The 18820-nt window shown below is 64.4% G+C and carries 13 protein-coding genes; 6 read left to right on the top strand and 7 right to left on the bottom strand.

Going from position 1 to position 18820, the window contains the following annotated elements:
* Positions 1 to 107 precede the first annotated feature (107 nt).
* Positions 108 to 1283: an acyltransferase gene (locus H7A19_06685; GenBank protein MCP5474513.1), complete on the top strand. Its 1176-nt coding sequence runs from the start codon at positions 108 to 110 to the stop codon at positions 1281 to 1283.
* Between the two features lie 114 nt (positions 1284 to 1397).
* Entirely contained in the window at positions 1398 to 2207 is an 810-nt protein-coding gene (locus H7A19_06680; GenBank protein MCP5474512.1) for a hypothetical protein, read from the top strand.
* 102 nt (positions 2208 to 2309) lie between these two features.
* Here the strand turns inward: H7A19_06680 and H7A19_06675 are convergent, their stop codons facing one another.
* Entirely contained in the window at positions 2310 to 4241 is a 1932-nt protein-coding gene (locus H7A19_06675; protein MCP5474511.1) for a VWA domain-containing protein, read from the bottom strand.
* Positions 4242 to 4395: 154 nt separating this feature from the next.
* Entirely contained in the window at positions 4396 to 6792 is a 2397-nt protein-coding gene (locus H7A19_06670; protein MCP5474510.1) for a hypothetical protein, read from the bottom strand.
* A gap of 439 nt (positions 6793 to 7231) precedes the next feature.
* Between H7A19_06670 and H7A19_06665 the strand changes: the two genes are divergently transcribed.
* Complete coding sequence (locus H7A19_06665; protein MCP5474509.1) at positions 7232 to 7783, top strand: sigma-70 family RNA polymerase sigma factor; 552 nt, start codon at positions 7232 to 7234, stop codon at positions 7781 to 7783.
* Complete coding sequence (locus tag H7A19_06660; protein MCP5474508.1) at positions 7780 to 10371, top strand: serine/threonine protein kinase; 2592 nt, start codon at positions 7780 to 7782, stop codon at positions 10369 to 10371. The genes H7A19_06665 and H7A19_06660 overlap by 4 nt, the downstream gene beginning before the upstream one ends.
* Before the next feature lie 264 nt (positions 10372 to 10635).
* Here the strand turns inward: H7A19_06660 and H7A19_06655 are convergent, their stop codons facing one another.
* Positions 10636 to 12690: an amidohydrolase family protein gene (locus tag H7A19_06655; GenBank protein MCP5474507.1), complete on the bottom strand. Its 2055-nt coding sequence runs from the start codon at positions 12688 to 12690 to the stop codon at positions 10636 to 10638.
* A gap of 306 nt (positions 12691 to 12996) precedes the next feature.
* On the opposite strand from H7A19_06655, the gene H7A19_06650 reads away from it, so the two are divergent.
* Positions 12997 to 14205 (top strand): FAD-dependent monooxygenase, encoded by a 1209-nt coding sequence (locus H7A19_06650; protein ID MCP5474506.1) that lies wholly within the window; start codon positions 12997 to 12999, stop codon positions 14203 to 14205.
* Positions 14206 to 14226: 21 nt separating this feature from the next.
* Here H7A19_06650 and H7A19_06645 read toward each other — a convergent pair whose 3' ends face one another.
* The 4 genes from H7A19_06645 to H7A19_06630 all read right to left on the bottom strand — a co-directional run bounded on the left by H7A19_06645 (position 14227) and on the right by H7A19_06630 (position 18079).
* A complete protein-coding gene (locus H7A19_06645) occupies positions 14227 to 14865 on the bottom strand; it encodes a hypothetical protein (protein MCP5474505.1) in 639 nt (212 codons plus the stop codon).
* Positions 14866 to 15082: 217 nt separating this feature from the next.
* On the bottom strand, positions 15083 to 15925 hold the full coding sequence (locus H7A19_06640; protein MCP5474504.1) for a phytanoyl-CoA dioxygenase family protein: 843 nt from the start codon (positions 15923 to 15925) through the stop codon (positions 15083 to 15085).
* Positions 15926 to 16184: 259 nt separating this feature from the next.
* Positions 16185 to 17627, bottom strand: coding sequence for a peptidase (locus tag H7A19_06635; protein MCP5474503.1), 1443 nt, complete (start codon positions 17625 to 17627; stop codon positions 16185 to 16187).
* An 11-nt stretch (positions 17628 to 17638) separates the two neighbouring features.
* Positions 17639 to 18079: a hypothetical protein gene (locus H7A19_06630; GenBank protein ID MCP5474502.1), complete on the bottom strand. Its 441-nt coding sequence runs from the start codon at positions 18077 to 18079 to the stop codon at positions 17639 to 17641.
* A 279-nt stretch (positions 18080 to 18358) separates the two neighbouring features.
* On the opposite strand from H7A19_06630, the gene H7A19_06625 reads away from it, so the two are divergent.
* Positions 18359 to 18811, top strand: coding sequence for a GNAT family N-acetyltransferase (locus H7A19_06625; protein ID MCP5474501.1), 453 nt, complete (start codon positions 18359 to 18361; stop codon positions 18809 to 18811).
* The last annotated feature ends 9 nt before the right edge of the window (positions 18812 to 18820 follow it).

Here is an 18820-nt window from a genome sequence, read left to right as displayed (position 1 = left end):
CCCGCGCTTGTGGCTGCCCGGACAACAAACTAGATTGCAGGCGCGGCTGCGCAGGCTGGTGCAGATCCGATGCGTCGAACTTCACACTCCGGTATCGAAGCCAATCCATGCCTGCCTCCGATCTACATGACGCGCCCGTGCTGGCATCGCGCAACTCCGCCATCGACGTGCTGCGCGGGCTCTCCATCTTGCTGGTGATCATCCATCACCTCGCATTGCCCTTTCGTTTGCCACTGAGTCAGGGGCCGCTCCCTGACCTGTTCGGCTCGCGGCTGATCAACGCCCTGGGATTCAATGGTTACTCGGCGGTCTATACCTTCTTCGTGATTTCCGGATTTCTGATTGCCGGGCGTGCCATCAGCCGGCACGGCAGCCTTGCCGCCATCGATATCCGCAGTTTCTATGTCTACCGCGCCAGCCGGATTCTGCCGCTGCTGCTGGCCTTGCTGGCGTTGCTGTCGCTGCTGCATCTGCTGGGGGTTCCCGGCTATGTCATTGACAAGCCGGGACAGTCGCTCGGTGGCGCGTTGATGTCGGCGCTGGGGCTGTATCTCAACTGGTACGAGGGCCGCACCACTTGGCTGCCTGCCAACTGGGATGTGCTGTGGTCGCTGTCCATCGAGGAGCTCTTCTATCTGGTCTTTCCGCTGCTGTGCGTTTGGCTGCCGCGGCCGCTGCTGGTAATCGGCTTGATGGTTCTGGTGGTCTCGCTGCCGTGGACTCGCGGTCTGCTGGACGGGCAGGAGATCTGGCAGGAAAAGGCCTATCTGCCGGCCATGTCGGCGATCGCGGCCGGCGTGCTCGCGGCAATGCTGTGGCGTTCGCTGCAACCCTCGCGGGCGTTCGCCCGTTGCCTGTGTGCGCTGGGGGCGCTGGGTCTTTATCTGTCGATGGCCTGGGGCGGGGAGTTGTGGCGGGCCTTGCGCCACAGCAGCCTGCTGTTCCTGATCGGCTCGGTGGTGGTCCTGCTGCTGGGTTGCGCCTGGGGTCGGCTTGGGGCGCCGCGCGGGCTGGGATGGCTGGCCGCTCTGGGGCGTCTCAGCTATGAGTTGTATCTGACCCACATGTTCGTCGTGCTTGCGCTGGTGGCCGCGTACAAATACGCCTTCGAGCAGGATTACTACTGGGCCTTCGCGGTCTACCCGGTGTCGTTGGCGGCCTGTGCCGCGCTGGCCTGGGGGGTGCAACGGCATTTCTGTCAGCCCTGTGAAAGCAGCCTGCGCGCTCGCTACGCGAGGCTGGCGAAACCGATACCGGTCAGTCAGAACGGCGCATCACACTAGGTTACATATGGAAAATGCTTGCGCAGGCGGCAGGGAGTCGGCGGGGCTAGTGTGCTCGCTCTACTGGCTGGCACCCAAGGTGAAGACCACCACGAGGCGTACAGGGGGTCTCTGATGTCACTTGAACTCGCAATCCGATCGGGCCTGGTATCCGGGCTGCTGATGTCTTTCTCGGCATCAGCAGCCAGCACGGTGTTTCCGGTGGCCACCACCCAGCAACTGGTGGAAGCCATCCAGCGGGCCAACGAAACCCCCGAGGCCGATGTCATCACCCTCGAACGCGCGCTCTATGTATTGGATGCTGTCCATGCGCCGGATCAGGGGGCGGCATTACCCGCCATCACCACGGCCATCGTGATTCGCGGCAACGGCGCCGAGCTGAGGCGCTACGCCACCGACAACTTCAGGATCTTCAGTGTCGCCGCAGAGGGGCACCTGCGGCTGGAGCGAATCACCCTCGCCGAAGGCTCCTTGGGAGCGATCCGCAACTACGGCAAGACCGATCTGCGCCATGTACATCTGGTGGACAACACCGCCAACAGTACCCAGGCCATCGTCGAGAACCACGGTGACATGAGCATCGAAAGCTGCGAAATCAGTTTCAACACCGTCGCCGGGGCTCAGCGCGACACCGGCACCATCGTCAACTGGGGGCAGTTGAACCTTTCGGCGACCACCTTCGAGGGCAATCTGCTCTCGCGTCGATATCCCGGCGTCGCCCTGGCGTCGAGCGTCCTCAACTATGGCCATTCGACGATCACCGACGTCGTCATCGCCGAGAACAGCGCCGGTGATGACGATGCGACAGGCGCACCGCAGGCGCCGCTGGTCAATCTCGGTAACGGCCGACTAGACCTCAAACTGGTGCGTGAGCGCGACAATCTGCCGGGTGCGGCGCTGGTGGCGGGAATGCCGGCGGAATAGGGCGGGCAGCCGGTTTGGGCGCGAGCGCCCGTGGGCAGGCAAAGGCAGGATCGGAGCCAGACGGCGGCACGTTCGCGCTCTCGATCCCTCGAACCAACCGCGTCAGAAACTGGCCTCGGTCAGTTCCCCCGCCTTCACGGTCACCGACTCGATGGCCTGCACTGGGCTGCTCATCGTTTCCACTCGATAGCTACCCGCAGGCAGGATGATTTCGGCGCCGCCGATGATGCCGCGGGCCACGATCCGGCCGCCGTGGTCGAGTACCTTGAATGGGCCAGAGATCACGGTGCGCAAGGAGCGCTGCAGCTCATCGGCCGAGTCAGCATCAAAGTAGCTGCCGCCACCGAGTTCAGCCCAGGCCTGGAAGGTGTTCCTGAGGTCGGCATCGTCGATGGCAAAGCCAACGATCGACACCTGCACATCAAGGCCCTTGGCTCGTAATTGCTTGATCACTTCGGCCGGGTCGCCCTCGCAAGTCTCTTCGCCGTCGGTGATCAGAATCACGGTCTTCGGCCCCTTGGCGGCCGCCAGATCCGCCGGCACCTTGGCCAGCGAATCGGCGATCGGGGTCTTCGCCAGATTCATCGCATTGACCTCGGCAATCCGGCTTGCGGCGGCGTGGCGGTCGAGCGCACCCAGCGGAATCTCCAGATCGGTGCGGCATTGGTCGGCGGCCTTGTGGCCGAATACCCGCAGAGCGAAGGCCGTGCCTTCCGGCAACTGTGTGCGCACCAGATCGTCGAGCACCGAGCGGGCGATGTCGATGCGCCTCTGGCCTTCCAGACGCTGCAACATGCTGCCCGAGGCATCCAGGATCAGTTCAACCGCACCGGCGCCGGCGGTCGAGTCGGACATCGTTCGTTGCCCCTCGAAGCGCACCGACAGGCGGCCGGCTGGCTCGATGCGGATCGGGCGCCGCGCCAGCACCGAGGCGCTCTGCGCAGTGCGGTAGCGCAGCTCAAGGTCGCCGTGGGTGGCCGGCAGCTTCAGGTCAACCGGGTTCTTCTGATTCAGGATTGCGACGTAGGACTCGGCTTTGGCGTCGTCAGCAGCTCCCGGCCGATAAACGCCGATCGAGTCGTAGTTGTTGCCAGGGCCAGTCCAGCTCACCTCGATCAGCGTTCCGGCGGTGGCGCGTTCCGGCGCATCCAGCCGGGTATCGACCTTGCCGACCCGCAAGGCGCGGGTGGCCAGTACTGTGCCGTCGCGTGCCGTCTGATAGCGAAGCTCATAGGCGCCCGATTGCTCGGGCAGCCGCATCGGCACCGGATTCTTGCGGCTGACAATCCGTTCCACCTTCACGGGCTTGTCCTCGCCCACGCGGTACAGCGCCAGCTGATCGTACTGGTTGCCAGGCCCCTCCCAGGTGATGTTGATGGTCTCACCGATGGCGGCTGTCTCGGGTGATTGCAGCGCCGCCTCGACCCCGAACAGGGTGATCGGGCGCCGTGCCAGGATGCGTTTGCTCAGCCGGGTCAGATAGCGCAGTTCGAACTCGCCGCTTGTCTCGGGCAGATGCAGTCGCACTGGACTGCGGCCGAGTATGGTGGCCTGAGTCAATGCTTTGGCATCGCCGGGCGCACCGATGGGGAAGAGCTGGATCTGCTCGTAGCTGTTGCCCGGACCAGTCCACTCGATGTCGATGGTTGCTCCTGCCTGCGCACGTTCCGGCGCGCCGAGGCGGGTTTCGACGTCCACTGCCTCGATGCTGGCACGGCCGATAACCGCCTTGCTGGCCCGCGAGATGTAGCGCAACTGATAGCGGCCCGGCGTTTCCGGCATCACCAGTGGCAGTGGATTCTTGCCGCTGGTGATCGACGCGGTGTTGATGGGCTTGTCGCCATCGGCAGCACCGGGAACGGTGACCGCGATCTGGTCGTACTGCTCTCCCGGTCCGGTCCAGCGCACGCTGATGGTGGAGCCGATCGTGGCTTGCGCAGGTGCATCCAGCGTCGCGGATTGTGCCCACGTCAACGGGCTGGCGATGAACAGAAACGCCGCCGCCAGCAGGCGGGAGACAGATCGTGCTGACATGGCATCGGGCCTCGCCGACTTCAGGATTGCGCGACCTTGCCGACGGCTGCGTGGGCTGTCAACCCGACAGCCACGAGGATGGCGCTGCGGGCGTAGCGCGATCGATCAGTCACCGGGCCAGGTCATGACCCTCCACGCGCTCTCCAAATGACCCTTACTCAAAACCATCGGCAAACATCACGTCGCCAAAGCTGTAGTTCACGCAAGCCGAGAACTCGCTGGTGTTGCCATTGGAGTCGTAGGCGGTGGCGGTGATCGGCAGTCCGATCATGCTGAGTCCGTAGACCTCGCTGCTGACGGCGGCGCTGAAACTGGCGCTGCCATCGCTGCTCGCGGTGCCGTTGACGATGAACACACTGGTCTGACCGATGGGATAGCGGCCTTCGCCGTTGCCGCTGCTGTTGCACTCGGCGCTGAGATAGAAATCGATGGTGTGCAGGCCATTGCCGGAGCTGAGCGTGCCACTCACGCTGCCCGACTGGTTGCCTCCTGCGGCGGCCGTGAGTACCGGGTAGTTGTGGCCCAGATTGGCACCGCTGGCGCCAGTATCGGGGTTGTTCGGATTGACGCCGACCGGTGACAGATCGATGCCCAGGTCACCGTTATCGTAGATGCTGTTTCCCGAGATCCAGGCGCGCTGGACTGCGGCCATCACGGTGATGCCATTGTCCTCGTTGTTCGAGATCCGATTGAGCCGCACCTGATGGTTGCTGCCAGCGACCAGTAGCACGCCATCCAGGCCGTTTCCGGCCTGGAAGTTGCCCTGCGCGTTGGCGCTGGGGCTCAGGCCGATGGCGTTGCCCAGCACCTGGACAGCCTGAGAGTTGCCATCAATGACCACGCCCTGGTCATTGAAGCCGATGAAGTTGTCGCGGATCTCATCGTTGCTGCCGCCCGTGACGCGCACACCAATGCCGTTGGACGACAAACCGAAACCGTTGCGGGTAAAGCCGAAGAAATTGCCTTCGACGCTGCGGTCGCCACCGCTGCCGAGCAACACGCCAGCCACGGTGGCGCGGCCGAACAGATTGCGCTGCGCCGGTGTGCTGCCGCCGATGCGCGTATTCGGCGCCCCGACCACGCGGATGGCGTAAAGATCAAAGCCGTTGGCGATCACGGCGGCGCCGGTGCCAAAGACATTGCCTTCGATGATGGCCGAACCGAGCCCGTTGACCTCAATGGCCGCCGTCGTGAAGTCGTAGAAAGCCAGGCCGCGCACGGCGATGTCCTCACCCAGCGTGGGACTCAGGCGCAGGCCGTGCGTGGTACCGCCGCTCAGTACCACGCAATGGGTGCCGTCATAGCTCAGTTCCTGCGTGTTGGCGCTGCTGCCTGGTTGGGTGAAGGCATCGATGATCAGCCCGTCGGTGATATCGGGCAGTGGCGTGCTCAGCAGAATGCTGCGCGGGCAGTTGCCGCTGATGTTGAACTCGATGGTCTCGGTGTTGGACGAGGCATTGGCGTCCAGAATGGCCTGACGCAGGCTGCCAGCGCCGCTGTTGGCGGTGGTGGTCACGGTCAGCGTGGTGGTGTCGCTGATGGCCGTTTCCAGCGCGCCGCGGTCAGGCTTGCTGCCGAACTGACGCGGACCGCCATCCAGATCGCTGACCGGCAAGCCGCCCGCCACGAATGCGGTGCCGGAATTGACGGCCGCCGACGCCGCCGTGGGCAGATAGCTGGCCGAGAGCAGGGGATCGACGTTCAGATTGTTGGAGTTGGTACTGAAGCTGCCGGCGTCTTCGAATACCGTTACACCGAAGATGTTGTGGGTGGCAAAGACGGCGATATCGTCGATCTTAAAGTCGAATTCCAAGGCATCGCGCAGAATGTTGTTCTGCACCCGCGGATTGGCGCCGATATTGCCGCCACCTTGAACAATCAGGCCACGGGTGCCGCCGAGCACGGTATTGAACAGCACGTCCACGGTTACCGGCCCACCCGTGGGGTCGATCACCTGCACCTGCAGACTGGTGTTGAGAAAGCCGCCGCCGCAACACAGTGAGCGATTGTCGACGAACAAATTGTTTTCCACCCGCACATGCTTGGTGCCGCTGTAGATCCCCATGCCGATCGCATTGCGTTCGAAGCGGTTGCGCGACACCCGGATGGTGCCGAAGATGTTGTTGCCGGTGATCGCGTCGGTAATCAGCAGGCCGCCCATCTCGCGGAAGGTCAGCAATTCCACTGTCAGACTGCCGTCAAAAGGCCGCAGCGTGAGGCCATTGTTCTGGAAGCTGTCGCTGCCGATTACGGTGGTCGACGGATTGCCGCCGCGAATCACACAGCCGGACAGCCAGCCGCCGGTCAGATCCAGCGCGCCCCGGAACACGAACAACAGATTGCCGCTGAGCGAGTAATTGCCCTGGACCAGGCGGATGTCGTCGGCCTCCGGGCTTTGCGCCGCCGTGGTCAGCGCCTGGACCAGCGCGCTGCTGTTGTTGACGCAGAACTGCGCGGCAGGCGCAGACGCAGGTATCAGCAGCAGCGCCAGGCACCCGAGCAGCAGGCGACCGCAGAAATTTCGGAGTACAGCCGTATTGGATAGGGTCATTGCAGCGATCCGTCATCGACCCGGTCAGGGCCCTGACTGAGCAAACACCGAAAGGCGGAAAACGGGACCATGGCATGCGCATGGTCCCGTCGCGCGCGAAAGTGTGTGGATCGGCCTATGGGAATGGCTTCGCTGTGGGAGCGGCTTCAGCCGCGATGCTGGTCCTGGTCGCGACACAAGGTCGCTCCTACAGGGAAACGGGGGCTGTCGTAACCCGGGCGCACGGGCCTGGATGTAGGAGCGCCCTCGCGGCGCGATCGCTTGTGAAAGCTTCAGCCGCAATGGGGCTCACGGTCGCGACACGAGGTCGCTCCTACAGAGAACTGAAGATCGCGAGGAAGTTTCGATGCCACTGCAACTCTCAATGCCAACGCGCCCGATTGCCCGCCGCAAGCGCCTATGGCAATGTGCCGCAACACCCCACAGGCGCTCGCGCAGCATGGAGCTGACAGAGTTGATTCGCGCGGCGCGCGGCGGCGGGCAGGCCGAATCCGATCGCTTGTATGCGCGTGTCTACGAGGACCTGCGGCGCATTGCCGCCGGCCAGCTGCGCGGACGCGCTGATCTCGGCGCCACCTCGCTGGTGCATGAGGCCTATTTCCGGCTGGCGCGGCCGGATGCGCTGGCGGTCGAGGATCGCCAGCACTTCTACGCCGTGGCGGCGCTGGCGATGCGCCAGATCGTGCTCAATCACGTGCGCGCACAACAGGCGCTCAAACGCGGGGATGGCGCCGTCGTCACCACGCTCGGCGCTGCCGATCAGATCGCAGACAAGGACGAGGGCGCCGATCTGCTGGCGCTGGACGCCGCGCTGACGCAGTTGGCGCAAGCCGAGCCGCGCCTGGCCAAACTGGTGGAGCTGCGCTTTTTCGGGGGCATGAATCTGGATGAGGCCGGTGCCGTTGTCGGCCTCTCGCCGACTACACTCAAACGCGACTGGCGCAAGGCGCGAGCTTTCCTGCATGCGGCGATTTCGGCCGAACTGCCATGAGTTCGATCCGGGCGCTGAATCTCTTCGACGAGTTGCTCATCTGCAGTCTGGAGCAGCGCCAGCAGCGACTGGCGAGCTTGCAGCGTGACGATCCAGAACTGGCGCAGATGCTGGAGCGCATGCTGGCGGCAGACGCTGCAGAAGAGGGCTTGCTGGATCGCGAGCTGGCCGCGGCCTTGCCGGCGTCAGCGCCAGCCATGGATCGCAGCGGCGAGCAGATCGGCCCATTCCGGCTGGGCGCGCGCCTGGGTCGCGGCGGCATGGGCGAGGTCTACAGCGCCCAGCGTGTGGATGGTGATTACGCCCAGATGGTGGCCGTCAAGTTGCTGCGGCGCGGACTCGACAGCGAGGATGTACTCAGCCGCTTCCTGCAGGAGCGCCGCATCCTGGCGCGGCTGGAACATCCGGCCATCGCCCGCCTGATCGATGGCGGCATGGGTGCCGACGGCTTGCCGTGGATTGCCATGGAACTGGTCGATGGTCAGCCGATCACACGCTACGCCGAAGCTGCCGCACTGGCGCTGGCGCCGCGTCTGCAACTGCTGATTGCAGTCTGCGAGGCGGTCGACTACGCCCATCGGCGATTGATCGTGCATCGCGACCTGAAGCCCTCGAACGTGCTGGTGACCGCCGATGGCAGCCCGCGCTTGCTCGATTTCGGCATCGCCAAGTTGCTCGACGACAGCGAGGACCAGGCGCTCACCAGCACCGGCCTGCGCGTGATGTCGCCAGCTTATGCGGCGCCAGAACAGCTGCGCGGCGAGCCGATCACGGTGGCCACCGATGTCTACGCGCTCGGTTTGCTGGCTTACGAGTTGCTCACCGGCACGCTGCCGCAGCAGCGCGGACGGTCTTCGGTGGCGGCCATCGAAGCTGAGCTCGACAAGGAGATGCAGCGGCCGAGTCAGGCCGCCCGCCGCCCCCAGGAGAGCACGCTGAGCGCGCGATTGATCGATGCCGATCTGGACACCATCGTGGTCAAGGCGCTGGCGCTGGAAGCCGATCGCCGCTACCCCTCGGCAACAGCGCTGGCCGACGATCTAAAGCGCTATCTGGATGGCCGGCCGATCTCGGCACGGCCCGATACGCTGAGCTATCGTGTCAGCAAATTCGTCTCCCGGCATCGTGGCGGCGTGCTCGCCAGCGTGCTGACGGTGTTGGCACTGGTCGTCGGGCTGGGCGCTTCGGTGTGGCAGGCGCGTATCGCGCAGGTGCAGGCGCAGCGCGCCGACAGCGAAGCGCAGCGCGCCAACGAGGCGGCGACGCGAGCGGAAGCCGAAGCCCGGACCGCCCAGGAGATGAGCGCACGCAGCAAGCGCGTCAAGGACTTCCTGATTTCGGTGTTCATGCAGGAAGACCAGTTGCGCCGGGATGCGCGCGGTCCGCTGACCATGGCCCAGGCCTTCGATGACACCCTCAAACGCATCGACAGCGAGCTTGCCGATGACCCCGGCCTGCAATCGGATCTGCTCGATGATTTTGGCGAGATCGTTACGGCCAGGGGCGATCTGGAGCAGGCCCAGGCCTTGTTCGAGCGCGCGCTGGCCAAGGCCGAGCAGGCCCACGGCGAGCATGATCCGGCCGTGGCCGAGACTTTGACCAATCTCGGCGTGCTGGCGGCCTATCGCGGGCGCGCTGCCGATGGTCAACCCAATCTATTGCGCGCCTTGGCGATCACCGAGGCCCAGCCTGCGCCCGATCCGGTGGCGCTGGCGCAACTGCTGATGGCCATCGGTTCGGTGGAGCGCAACAGCGGCGATCTGAATGCCGGTTTGCAGCGGATGCAAAGAGCGCTGGAGCTGTTTGGCGGCCCCGAGGGCGATCATCCCGGACGTCTGGCCGCGATGCACAACATGGCCAGCGTGCTGGTCGATCTGGATCGCCCGCAGGAGGCCGAGCGCTACATCCGCCTCGCCATCGCCGGCACCATCGCCGCTCAGGGCCCCGATGCGACGCCCCTGATCCCCGCCTACGGCATCCTCGGGCAGATCCTCGAAGGCGATGGTGAACAAATCAGCGATGAGGTGCTCAATATCGGCCAGCGTCGACTGGATCTGGTCCAGCGTGCCTTTGCCGACGACCATCCGTGGAAGGCCTCGGCCCTGGCCGACAGCGGCTGGCATCTGATCCAGCGTGGAAACCCAGCTGAGGGCGAGGCACGTCTGCGCCAGGGCATCGCCATGTTCGAACGCCTGGGCTACCGCAGCATGAGCTTGATCGCGGTCTGGCGACGGCTGGCGCTGAGCCAGCAGCGGCGCGGCGAGCTGGCGCAGGCGCAGGCCAGTCTGGATGCGGGTTATGCCTTGTGTGCAGACACCGAATCCGCCGGCAGTTTGATGTGCGCCACGATCCGCGCCAACCGCGCCGAATGGCTGGCAGTCAGCGCGCCAGATCAGGCGTTGGACGAGGCGCAGGCCGCGCTGAGCAGCCTGAGCGAACGTTTCCCCGCCAGCACCGATCCGCGCGCGCAGGCGCTGGAGGCGCGGGCTGCGGCCCTGAGCGCCCTCGGGCGCGACACCGAGGCAGCGGCCGATCGTGCTGAGGCCAGCGCTCTGCGGGATCGGGGCGGCAAGCAGTCGCTGGAGTGAAGCTGCATTCGGGTCATGAACCAGGGCGAGGCGAGCGCAGGCTGAGGCTGCCGCGTTGCAGCGGCAGGAGATCAAGAGCCGCCGCGCAGGCGCGCGTCCCTCCTCTAAGCCGCATGACGGGTCGCCGCCCTGGAGGGCGCCGCGCTGCGGCGCCGCTCACACGTAGCCTGGGTAAGCGCAGCGCACCCGGGGTTCGGTCGCGACATCACCCCGGGTGCGCTGCGCTTACCCGGGCTACCAGATCGGCGTTGAGGCGGTGTCGTTCTATTCGGGCGGCTGTGCGACAGTCGGCAACAGCAACGGCTCGGCAAAGGCGCGTATGCCATAGCGCGCGTGGATCTCCGACGGCGCGTAAACCACGCCATTCTTGACCACCAGTCGCACCTGTTTGAGCACGCCCAGATCTTTCGTCGGATCGCCATCGACGATGAAGAAATCGGCCAGCTTGCGGGCTTCGATCGAACCGAGTGACTGCTCGCTGCCCAGATACTCGGCCATGTCCCAGGTGGCGCGCTTGAGCACCTGCGCCGGGCTCAGACCCAGTTGCTGGAACAGCTCCAGTTCGCGGTGATAGGCGAAGGATCCGCCGAGATCGGTGCCCGGAATCAGCAACACCCCGCGCTCGTGCATCAGTCGCAGCGTGTCCATGAGTTTGACGAAGGCGGCGCGGTAGTCGCTGTCGTCCTGGGCGCCATCAACGGCAAACCAGGCTTGCTTGGCATCGCGCTGATAGCCGATCGGCATGTGCGCCAGATAGCTGGCCTGGCCCACTGGAATCTGGCCATCGCGACCGAGCATGCCGGCCTCGTGGATGGCGATGGTCGGCTCTACCGCAACGCCACGACTGGTGATGCGTTTCAGCGTGGCCTGCACCGGATCGCTCTCCAGATCCAGTTGCACAAAGCGCTTCATCGCGGTGAAGCGCAGCAGGCTGCGGGTGTCTTCGTCGGGTTTCAGCACCCAGCCGAGCATGATCTGGTTGATGTGGGTCAGTTCGTCGTAGCCGGCGTCGAGCATGCCGTCGGCAGTGCCGAAGGCCGGTACATGGCCGGCCACCCGCAGTCCCAGCCGATGCGCCTCGGCGACGATGGCCGGCGCCCAGGCCGGAGTCATGCTGTTGTAGAGCTTGACTTGCCAGTAGCCGCGCGCGGCGTACCAGCGCACGGCATCGATGGCGGCTTCCTGACTGTCGACCAGAATGCCGTTGTTGGAACTGAACGGGCTCTTGCCCTCGATGAAGCCGCTGCGGAACACGCGTGTGCCGGCCACTTCGCCCTTCTCCACACGCTCGATCAGCCCGTCGAGCACGTCATTGGCATTGCCCATGTCGCGCACGCTGGTGATGCCGGCGGCCAGATTCAGCGGGCCCTGTTCCTGCGACAGATGTCCGTGCATCTCGAACATGCCGGCGATCAGCGTGCCGCCCTGGCCATCGATCAGGATCTCGCCCGGCGTATCCGGGCTGTCGATCGGCTGCACGCTGCTGATCCGGTGGCCGCGGAAGACCACCGAACTCGGTGCGCCGAGCGCCAGCGTGTGCGGGTCGAACACGCGCACATTGCGGATGCGCACCGGGGCGTCGAAGGTACGCGCGGTTTCACGCTGCAGGCGTTCCATGCGCTGGGTCGACAGCTGTGCCGCCAGTCCGCGCAGGCGGTTTTCCTCACCCTCGTAGCCGGCGCGCACCAGCACCAGTCGCGGGGTGATGAAGGCGACCAACTGCTTCTGCTCATCGAGCAGCAGATAGCGCGGATTGAGGTCCAGTCCGCCCACCGCATAGCTGCGCGCCTTCAGCAGCGAGCCCTGCTCGCCGAGCAATAGCGATTCCCCTTCCTCCAGCGTGATCGCACCCGCCGGGTAGGCCGGCATGGATGCCTGGCCATCCGCCAGCAAGGCGCGGGCATACAGTCCCAAGGCCCAGGGACTGGCCGATTGCGCGGCATACAGGTGCTGGCCATCGGCAGGCGCGGTGCCGGCGCCGGCGGCGTCCTTCCACTGCGCCTGACCATCGTCGATCTTGAAAGTCTCGCTGACCTTGCTGCCGAAAGTGGTGTTGCCGTCGATCTGCCACGACGTCGGCAACCCGGCCTCGCTCAGCGCGATTCTCTCCTTCAGCGTCGGGCCACGACCATTGTTCTTGTAGTCGAAGTCGATGCTGACCTCGCGGCCATCGATGCTGGCATCAAGGTGGCCGACGTTGGCGCCGGAGATGAGCACCGTATAGCGTTCGACGCGCTCTTGATTGCTGTTGGTTTGCGCCATGGCAAGGGAGCCGCACAGGCTCAACAGCAAAAGGCTGGCAAAGCGAGTGATCGTCATTCGTGTCTTTCCAGAGCGTAGGCAAGCCGGTAACTCTGCGAGCAGCACGGCAGCGGTGCAAGTAGCCAATTGGACCGACGTTCGCCAATGCTCAGGCATCGGTGGATGCCGAATTCTCAAGAGCGGCGATCGACCGCGCAGCGTCGCGCGGAGCAGCCTGTCGGAGGGCCGCGCGCTGCGCGGCCGCTTCTGCTTCGGCGCCTCGGAAAACTGAGGCGCCGAAGCAGGCGCGGTTCCCTCCAGTGGCTGCAGATGCAAGGGTGTGCCCCTCTCCGCCGCGAAGTGCCTGGCGATTATCATTTGCCGATGCGCAAGCCATCCGTACTACGCATCGCCATCATCGGTTACGGCACGGCCGGTCAAGCTGCCAGTCTTTTTCTGCAGCGATCGGGACACGAGATCTCGCACTTCGAGCAGGCGCCTGAGCTACAGCCCGTCGGAGCCGGCTTCTTGTTGCAACCGACAGGCCTTTCAGTGCTGGACGAACTGGCGCTGAGCCAGCCCGCGCGGGCCTGTGGCGCCCGTGTCGAGCGTCTCTACGGCAAGAACGAGCGTGGTCGACCGGTCATGGACATGCGCTACGCCGAACTCGACCCGCGCTGGCATGGACTGGGCATGCAGCGAGGTGCGCTGTTCGAACTGCTGCGACAGGCCGATGCCGGCGCGGGGCGCGTGCAATGCGGAATCACCATCGAAACGGTGGATGCCGTTGCCGGGATGCTCATGGATTCGGCGGGGACTCGCCGTGGGCCTTTCGATCTGATTGTCGTGGCCAATGGTGCCCACTCCAGACTGCGCGCCATCGCAGGTATCGAGGTGCTGCGCGATGCGCTGTATCCCTGGGGCGCGATCTGGTGCCTGGCAGCCGACCCAGACAGGCGATCGGGTGCCGAGCTGCAGCAGCGCTATCGCCGTGCGCGGGAGATGATCGGGGTGTTGCCAGTGGGCTGGCTGCCTGGACAATCCGCATCGGAAGCGCGGGTCAGCCTGTTCTGGAGCGTGCCGACCGGGCAACTGCAAGCGGCGTGCAGCGGCAGCCTCGAATCACTGCGCGCCAGTGTCGATGCGCTCTGGCCGCAAGCCGGGCAGTGGCTGGATGGCATGGTCGATCGCAGCGACTGGCGTGCCGCGAGCTACCGCGACGTGGTGTTGCGCCAGCCCTTCCGCGAGCGCGTCGTGCTCATCGGCGACGCCGCCCACGGCATGAGCCCGCAGCTGGGGCAGGGCGTGAATATGGCGCTGCTGGATGCGCGCGCGCTTGCGCAGGCTCTGGAACAGCACACCACGGTGTCCGCAGCACTGGCCGGCTATGCCAGCGAACGCGCGGCACACTTGCGCATTTATCAGTTTCTGAGCCGCTGGCTGACGCCCTTGTTCCAGTCCGATCTGGACGCCCTGGCCTGGTGGCGCGATCTGCTGTTTCTGCCGATGAGTCGGTTGCCGTTTTCGCGTGCTGAGTCTCTGAGGATCCTCACCGGCATCAAGCGCGGGTGGTTTGGCAGGCTGCAGTTATAGGTCTCGCCGACAGCTATCGGATCAACTTCGTCGCTGGCCGATTGCCAAGGTGCCGGCCGCAAGCAACATCAAGGACATGGTCAGCTTGGCAATCAGTGATTGCGCAGGAACACCATGGGCCGCTTGCAAACTCGACTGCAGGGCAACGTCCACGTCATCGAAGGAGTAATTGGTTGAACCCTGGATCAGCCTGAAGCTCACCGACTGCAGGCCTTCCGGGTCGTGAAAGCCGACAAAAGTACCCCCGATGACAAAGCCGCCCGATGGCAATACGAATGTCTGCGTGCCACCGTTGCCAACGACTGTGGCTTCAAGCGCATCGCCATTGCTGGCATAGATGATGCGGCCCGACCAGAAGGCCGTCCCGGCAGGGAAGTCAGTGAACTCGGGCGGGACCGTCAAGCCGACCGTCAGGCAAGGGCTCAGCAAGCACCACAATCCATCCATGATCTGCGGTTCGCCGTAGAACTTTCCGTTGGCCAGTTGCAGCGGTGAAGCTGGCGTCCCGAGAGGCAGCGCGTCAAAGTTCTCGACGATGCTCGGCAGGCCGTTGGTCTGCTGCTGGAACTGGGTTTCCGTCAGTTGCATGGGCTGCGCCTGCGCGACATTCAGGGTCAGAGTGCTGACCAGAGCCAGTGCGGCTATCGTCCGAATCTTCATGATGGTGTTCCCGGTTCTTGCCGCGTCGACGTAACGAAAAGTATGTGGATGCGGAGAATGGGACTTGGGCGTGCGCAGAAGGTTCCCTCGCTGGGCCAGGTTTTGGGCGAGATCTTCTGTGGGAGCGGACTCAGTCCGCGACAGGCCTCGCCTCAAGCGATCGCGGACGAAGTCCGCTCCCACAGGCTTGCTGCCTCAGTAGTCCGCCCGATCCGGGTCAGCGAAAGCCGCGCAAGGGCAAGGCAGTCTGATCACGCTGCAACCAGTTGCTCGCCGCATAGCGTGTGCGCGCATCGGTCACGTGCAGCGAGTAGGCGTGGCGCGAGCGCGCCGATCGATTCGGCGCACTGTAATGCGGCAGCAGGCCGTGAAAACAGACCAGGGCTCCGGCACGCACTGGCAGCGGCCGTGCCTGCTCGGTGGTGGGCCATGGCGTCTCATCCAGACGCTGCTTGCTGACCTGGTTGCCCTCCCGCACAAACAATTCGCGCAGCGGTCCACGATGGCCGCCGGGTTCCACCCACAGGCAGCCGTTGTCGAGCGTGGCGTCTTCCAGGGCAAACCAGAAGGTGGTGACGCTGACCGGATCGGTGTGCAGGAAGGTGGCGTCCTGATGCCAGCCGACTTCGCCGCCGATGCCGGGCTGCTTGAAGATGTACATGGATTGCCACAGCAGCGGCTGCTCCAGGCCCAGATCCGCAGCCACCGAGGCCAGCGCCGGACCACGGGAGAAGCGGTCGAAGACCGGATCGAGATCGTGCAGCGCGTGGGCGATCTTGTTGATCGACAGCTGCTTGGGCTGGCGCAGGCTGCCGTCGGCGGCAAAGGCTTCTTCCTCGAAGAAGCAACGGATCTGGTCGGCCGAATCGAGAAAATAGTGATCGGTCGCCAGGGCCTGGTCGCGGGTGGTGAAGATGCTGCGGGTCGATTGGGGATCGAAGGCATCGATGTGATGCTGGGCGCGTTCACGCACCGCGGCGATCTCCGCGGCGGATTTGAAATCCTCCAGCACCACGTAGCCATTCTGCTCGTAGTCCTGTTTCTGCTGCAGACTCAGCATCTTGCTTCCCCCAGCTCCAGACCCACGATAACGGATCGGCGAAGCAGGGAGCAATTCTCAGGCAGGAACGGCGTCGCCGCTCTGCGTCTGCACACCCTGTTCGACTGGCAGCTCGGCTGCTAGCGGGCAGCATCGGATACCGTGAGCAATGCCAGAAGTGAAGCCGCGCAGATTCAGCCGCTTGCCCCGTTCCTGACCGCTTGTGCTCAATTCAGGTCGGGTTGGGCGGCAGAATCCGCATTTGCCTTGCTATCGGAGCTTACTCGAAGCCGTTGGCGAAGACCGCATCCCCGACAGATTGGTTGACCTGCCAGCCAATATCCCGGAACAGCGGGATGGTGAGGTCCACGTCGCTGAACAAGCTGGTGTTGAGCGACGGTTCCATCAGCAGATTGGGGAATGTGTCGACAGTCCAGTGTGACACCGACGACCCAGGCTGTACCGGATTGGGCGCATTCATGCGCACATAGCGAGTGCCTCCGCTGAGTTGGGTGCCGGCCAGTGCGGAGCCGTAACCCAAGGTCGCGCTGACGGTGACCGGCAGTGCCAGCTGCGCCCGGATGGCGTCGCCATCGGCCTGACTGATGCCATAGGAAGAAATAGTTACGGTCGGATCGCTGCCACCCATGCCCGGGAGTCCGGATGCCACGTTGTTGTCGATCAGGGCGGCGATGGCACCGGCGTCCTGCGCGTTCTTGACCTTGACCGTAAAGTTGCAGGTGCCGCGTTGCATCAGCGCGATCTTTCCGCTGACATTGGTGACCAGCGGCTCACAACCATCGAGGGCGCTAGCGCCGCCGGTGTCGCTGGCGGCAATGACCTCGCCGCTGATTCCCGCCGGGGGCACGCTGGCACCAAAGGCGGCAGCGTTGGCGGTCTTCTCGCCGGCGATCGCGGCTGGCGCGGTCACGATCAGGGCCGGTGCGGGGCCGAGGAAATTGGCCTGTTCGGCCGTCACGATCGGGCCCTTCCAGATCAGGTTGGGATCGCTGATTGCCGAGGCCTGTCGCACCGCGTTGGAGGCCATGTTGTTCCAGGTAGTACCTGTGACGGCATCCGCCAGGAACAGATCCCAGATTGAAGGCACGCCCGAGGTAAAGGCACCGGTAGAGCTGTTGGTGAAAGTCTGGAAGCCCAGGCCATGGGCCAATTCGTGGAATACCACGGGCAACAGCGGAATGCGACCGGCGGGTGTGGTGTCGGAAGCCAGCGTCGAGTAGTACCAGCCTGCGGTGCCGGTCAGGCAGGTACCGTTATCGATATCGACGTTGAACTGGGAATTGATGTCGTTGCTGCCCGGGCCGTTGATGTCGACATTGGCCAGGGAACTGGCCAACGAAGAGCTGTACCAGACGTTGGCCACCGGCGCGTTGGCAAAATTCTGATGCAAGGTGGTGCCACCGGCAGAGCCGAGCACGGCGCTCGTACCTGAACAGGTCAGGGGATTGAATGCGGCCTGGACGCGGATCTCGATGTTGCTGACGAGCAGGGCACCCCATTGGTTGGCCGCCGTCTGGAATACGTGCAGCCGTTGCTCACCCAGTGTCGTGAACGGGTTGCTGGGCAAGGCAGCGACCGGGGTCGGGTCATTGAAGCCCTCGTTGGGACCGTCGAGATTGACGATGGTGATGGTGGCGGCCGACGCATTGCCGGCGAGCAGGGTGGCGCAGATCGCCGAGAAGAGAGAGCGCTTGATGGTCATCGGAGATCTCCTCAACGCTCGTCACGATGGGCGGCTGCCGTCGGCAAGGCACCTGCGGCACCTGCTTTGGCATCGTGGGTGTGCAGGCCCTTGGCGACATGGTCAGCGTCGTTGCAATAGGTGCGGATGCTGCCGTCGGGCTGCACTGTGGCCACCGTGGCTTGCTGGAAGCGTCCCTGCAGATCGAGCATGATTGAACCGTCCGGCATCTGCACCGGGACCAGATCGGTGGTGTCCTGATTGAATGCGGCATCGGCCGAATTTGCCTGATGACGCTGTTCTGCGGTGATCGGCTGAGACACTAGTTCGCCGCTCTGCGGATCAACATAGACCCGCAATCCAGACTCGGCGACGTTGTTGGTGGGCTCGACCGCCTTCTCGTCGGCATCGGCAACGGTGGCTGCGGCCATCAGAACGGCCGCACTGAAAATGACAGTGGCACGATGTTTCATGAAACCTCCCGGAAGACCCGTCAATCAGGTCGCAATTCGTTCTTGTCCACGATTGGAAACGGCGAAACCAGCTCGAACCGCTATTAATCAATATACAACGGAAAGCGCGAGTACCTCAGATGAGGGGCTTGACGTTGTACCAACCGCGATCATGCGGCGTGCGTGGTCTATCGCGTGTGATGGGAGCCGCGATTAGGCCATTCGACCCGCGCGCAAGTCCGATGGGCTGCCCGTCCGAGGCGATCCAGGATGCGGCCGCTTGCCTCTATGATCAGGCGCATGTGGAGAACCGCAACCCCAGCCGATGACGAGGCCATCGTGGCCTTGTGTGCGGCCTTGAACGATGAGGATCCGGGCGCCGACCCGGTGCCGCCCGAGTACACCCGGCGTACGCTGGACTTTCTGCGCCAGCAGCCGTCCCGCGGACTGGCGCTGGTAATGGAATGTGAGGGAAGAATCGCCGGCTACGCGTTGCTGATCGCGTTCTGGTCGAACGAACTGGGTGGCGAAACTTGTGCCGTCGACGAGCTCTACGTCGTGCCCGACTATCGCGGTCGCGGCTGGGCTGAGCGGTTGTTGCGAGAACTGGCCGAACCCGATCATCCCTGGGCCTTTGGTGCCGTGGCGCTGACGGTGGAAACCACGGCCGACAATCGCGAGGCCCGGCGTCTCTACACTCGGGTCGGATTCAGCGGCAGCAATCTGGCATTGCGTCGGCGGCTGCGAAACTGAATCCGGGCA

It is taken from the genome of Rhodanobacteraceae bacterium (genome assembly GCA_024234055.1).
Classification (GTDB): Bacteria; Pseudomonadota; Gammaproteobacteria; order Xanthomonadales; family SZUA-5; genus JADKFD01.
Note: the sequence above shows the minus strand (reverse complement) of the source record. Positions and strands in the feature narration are given on the sequence as shown.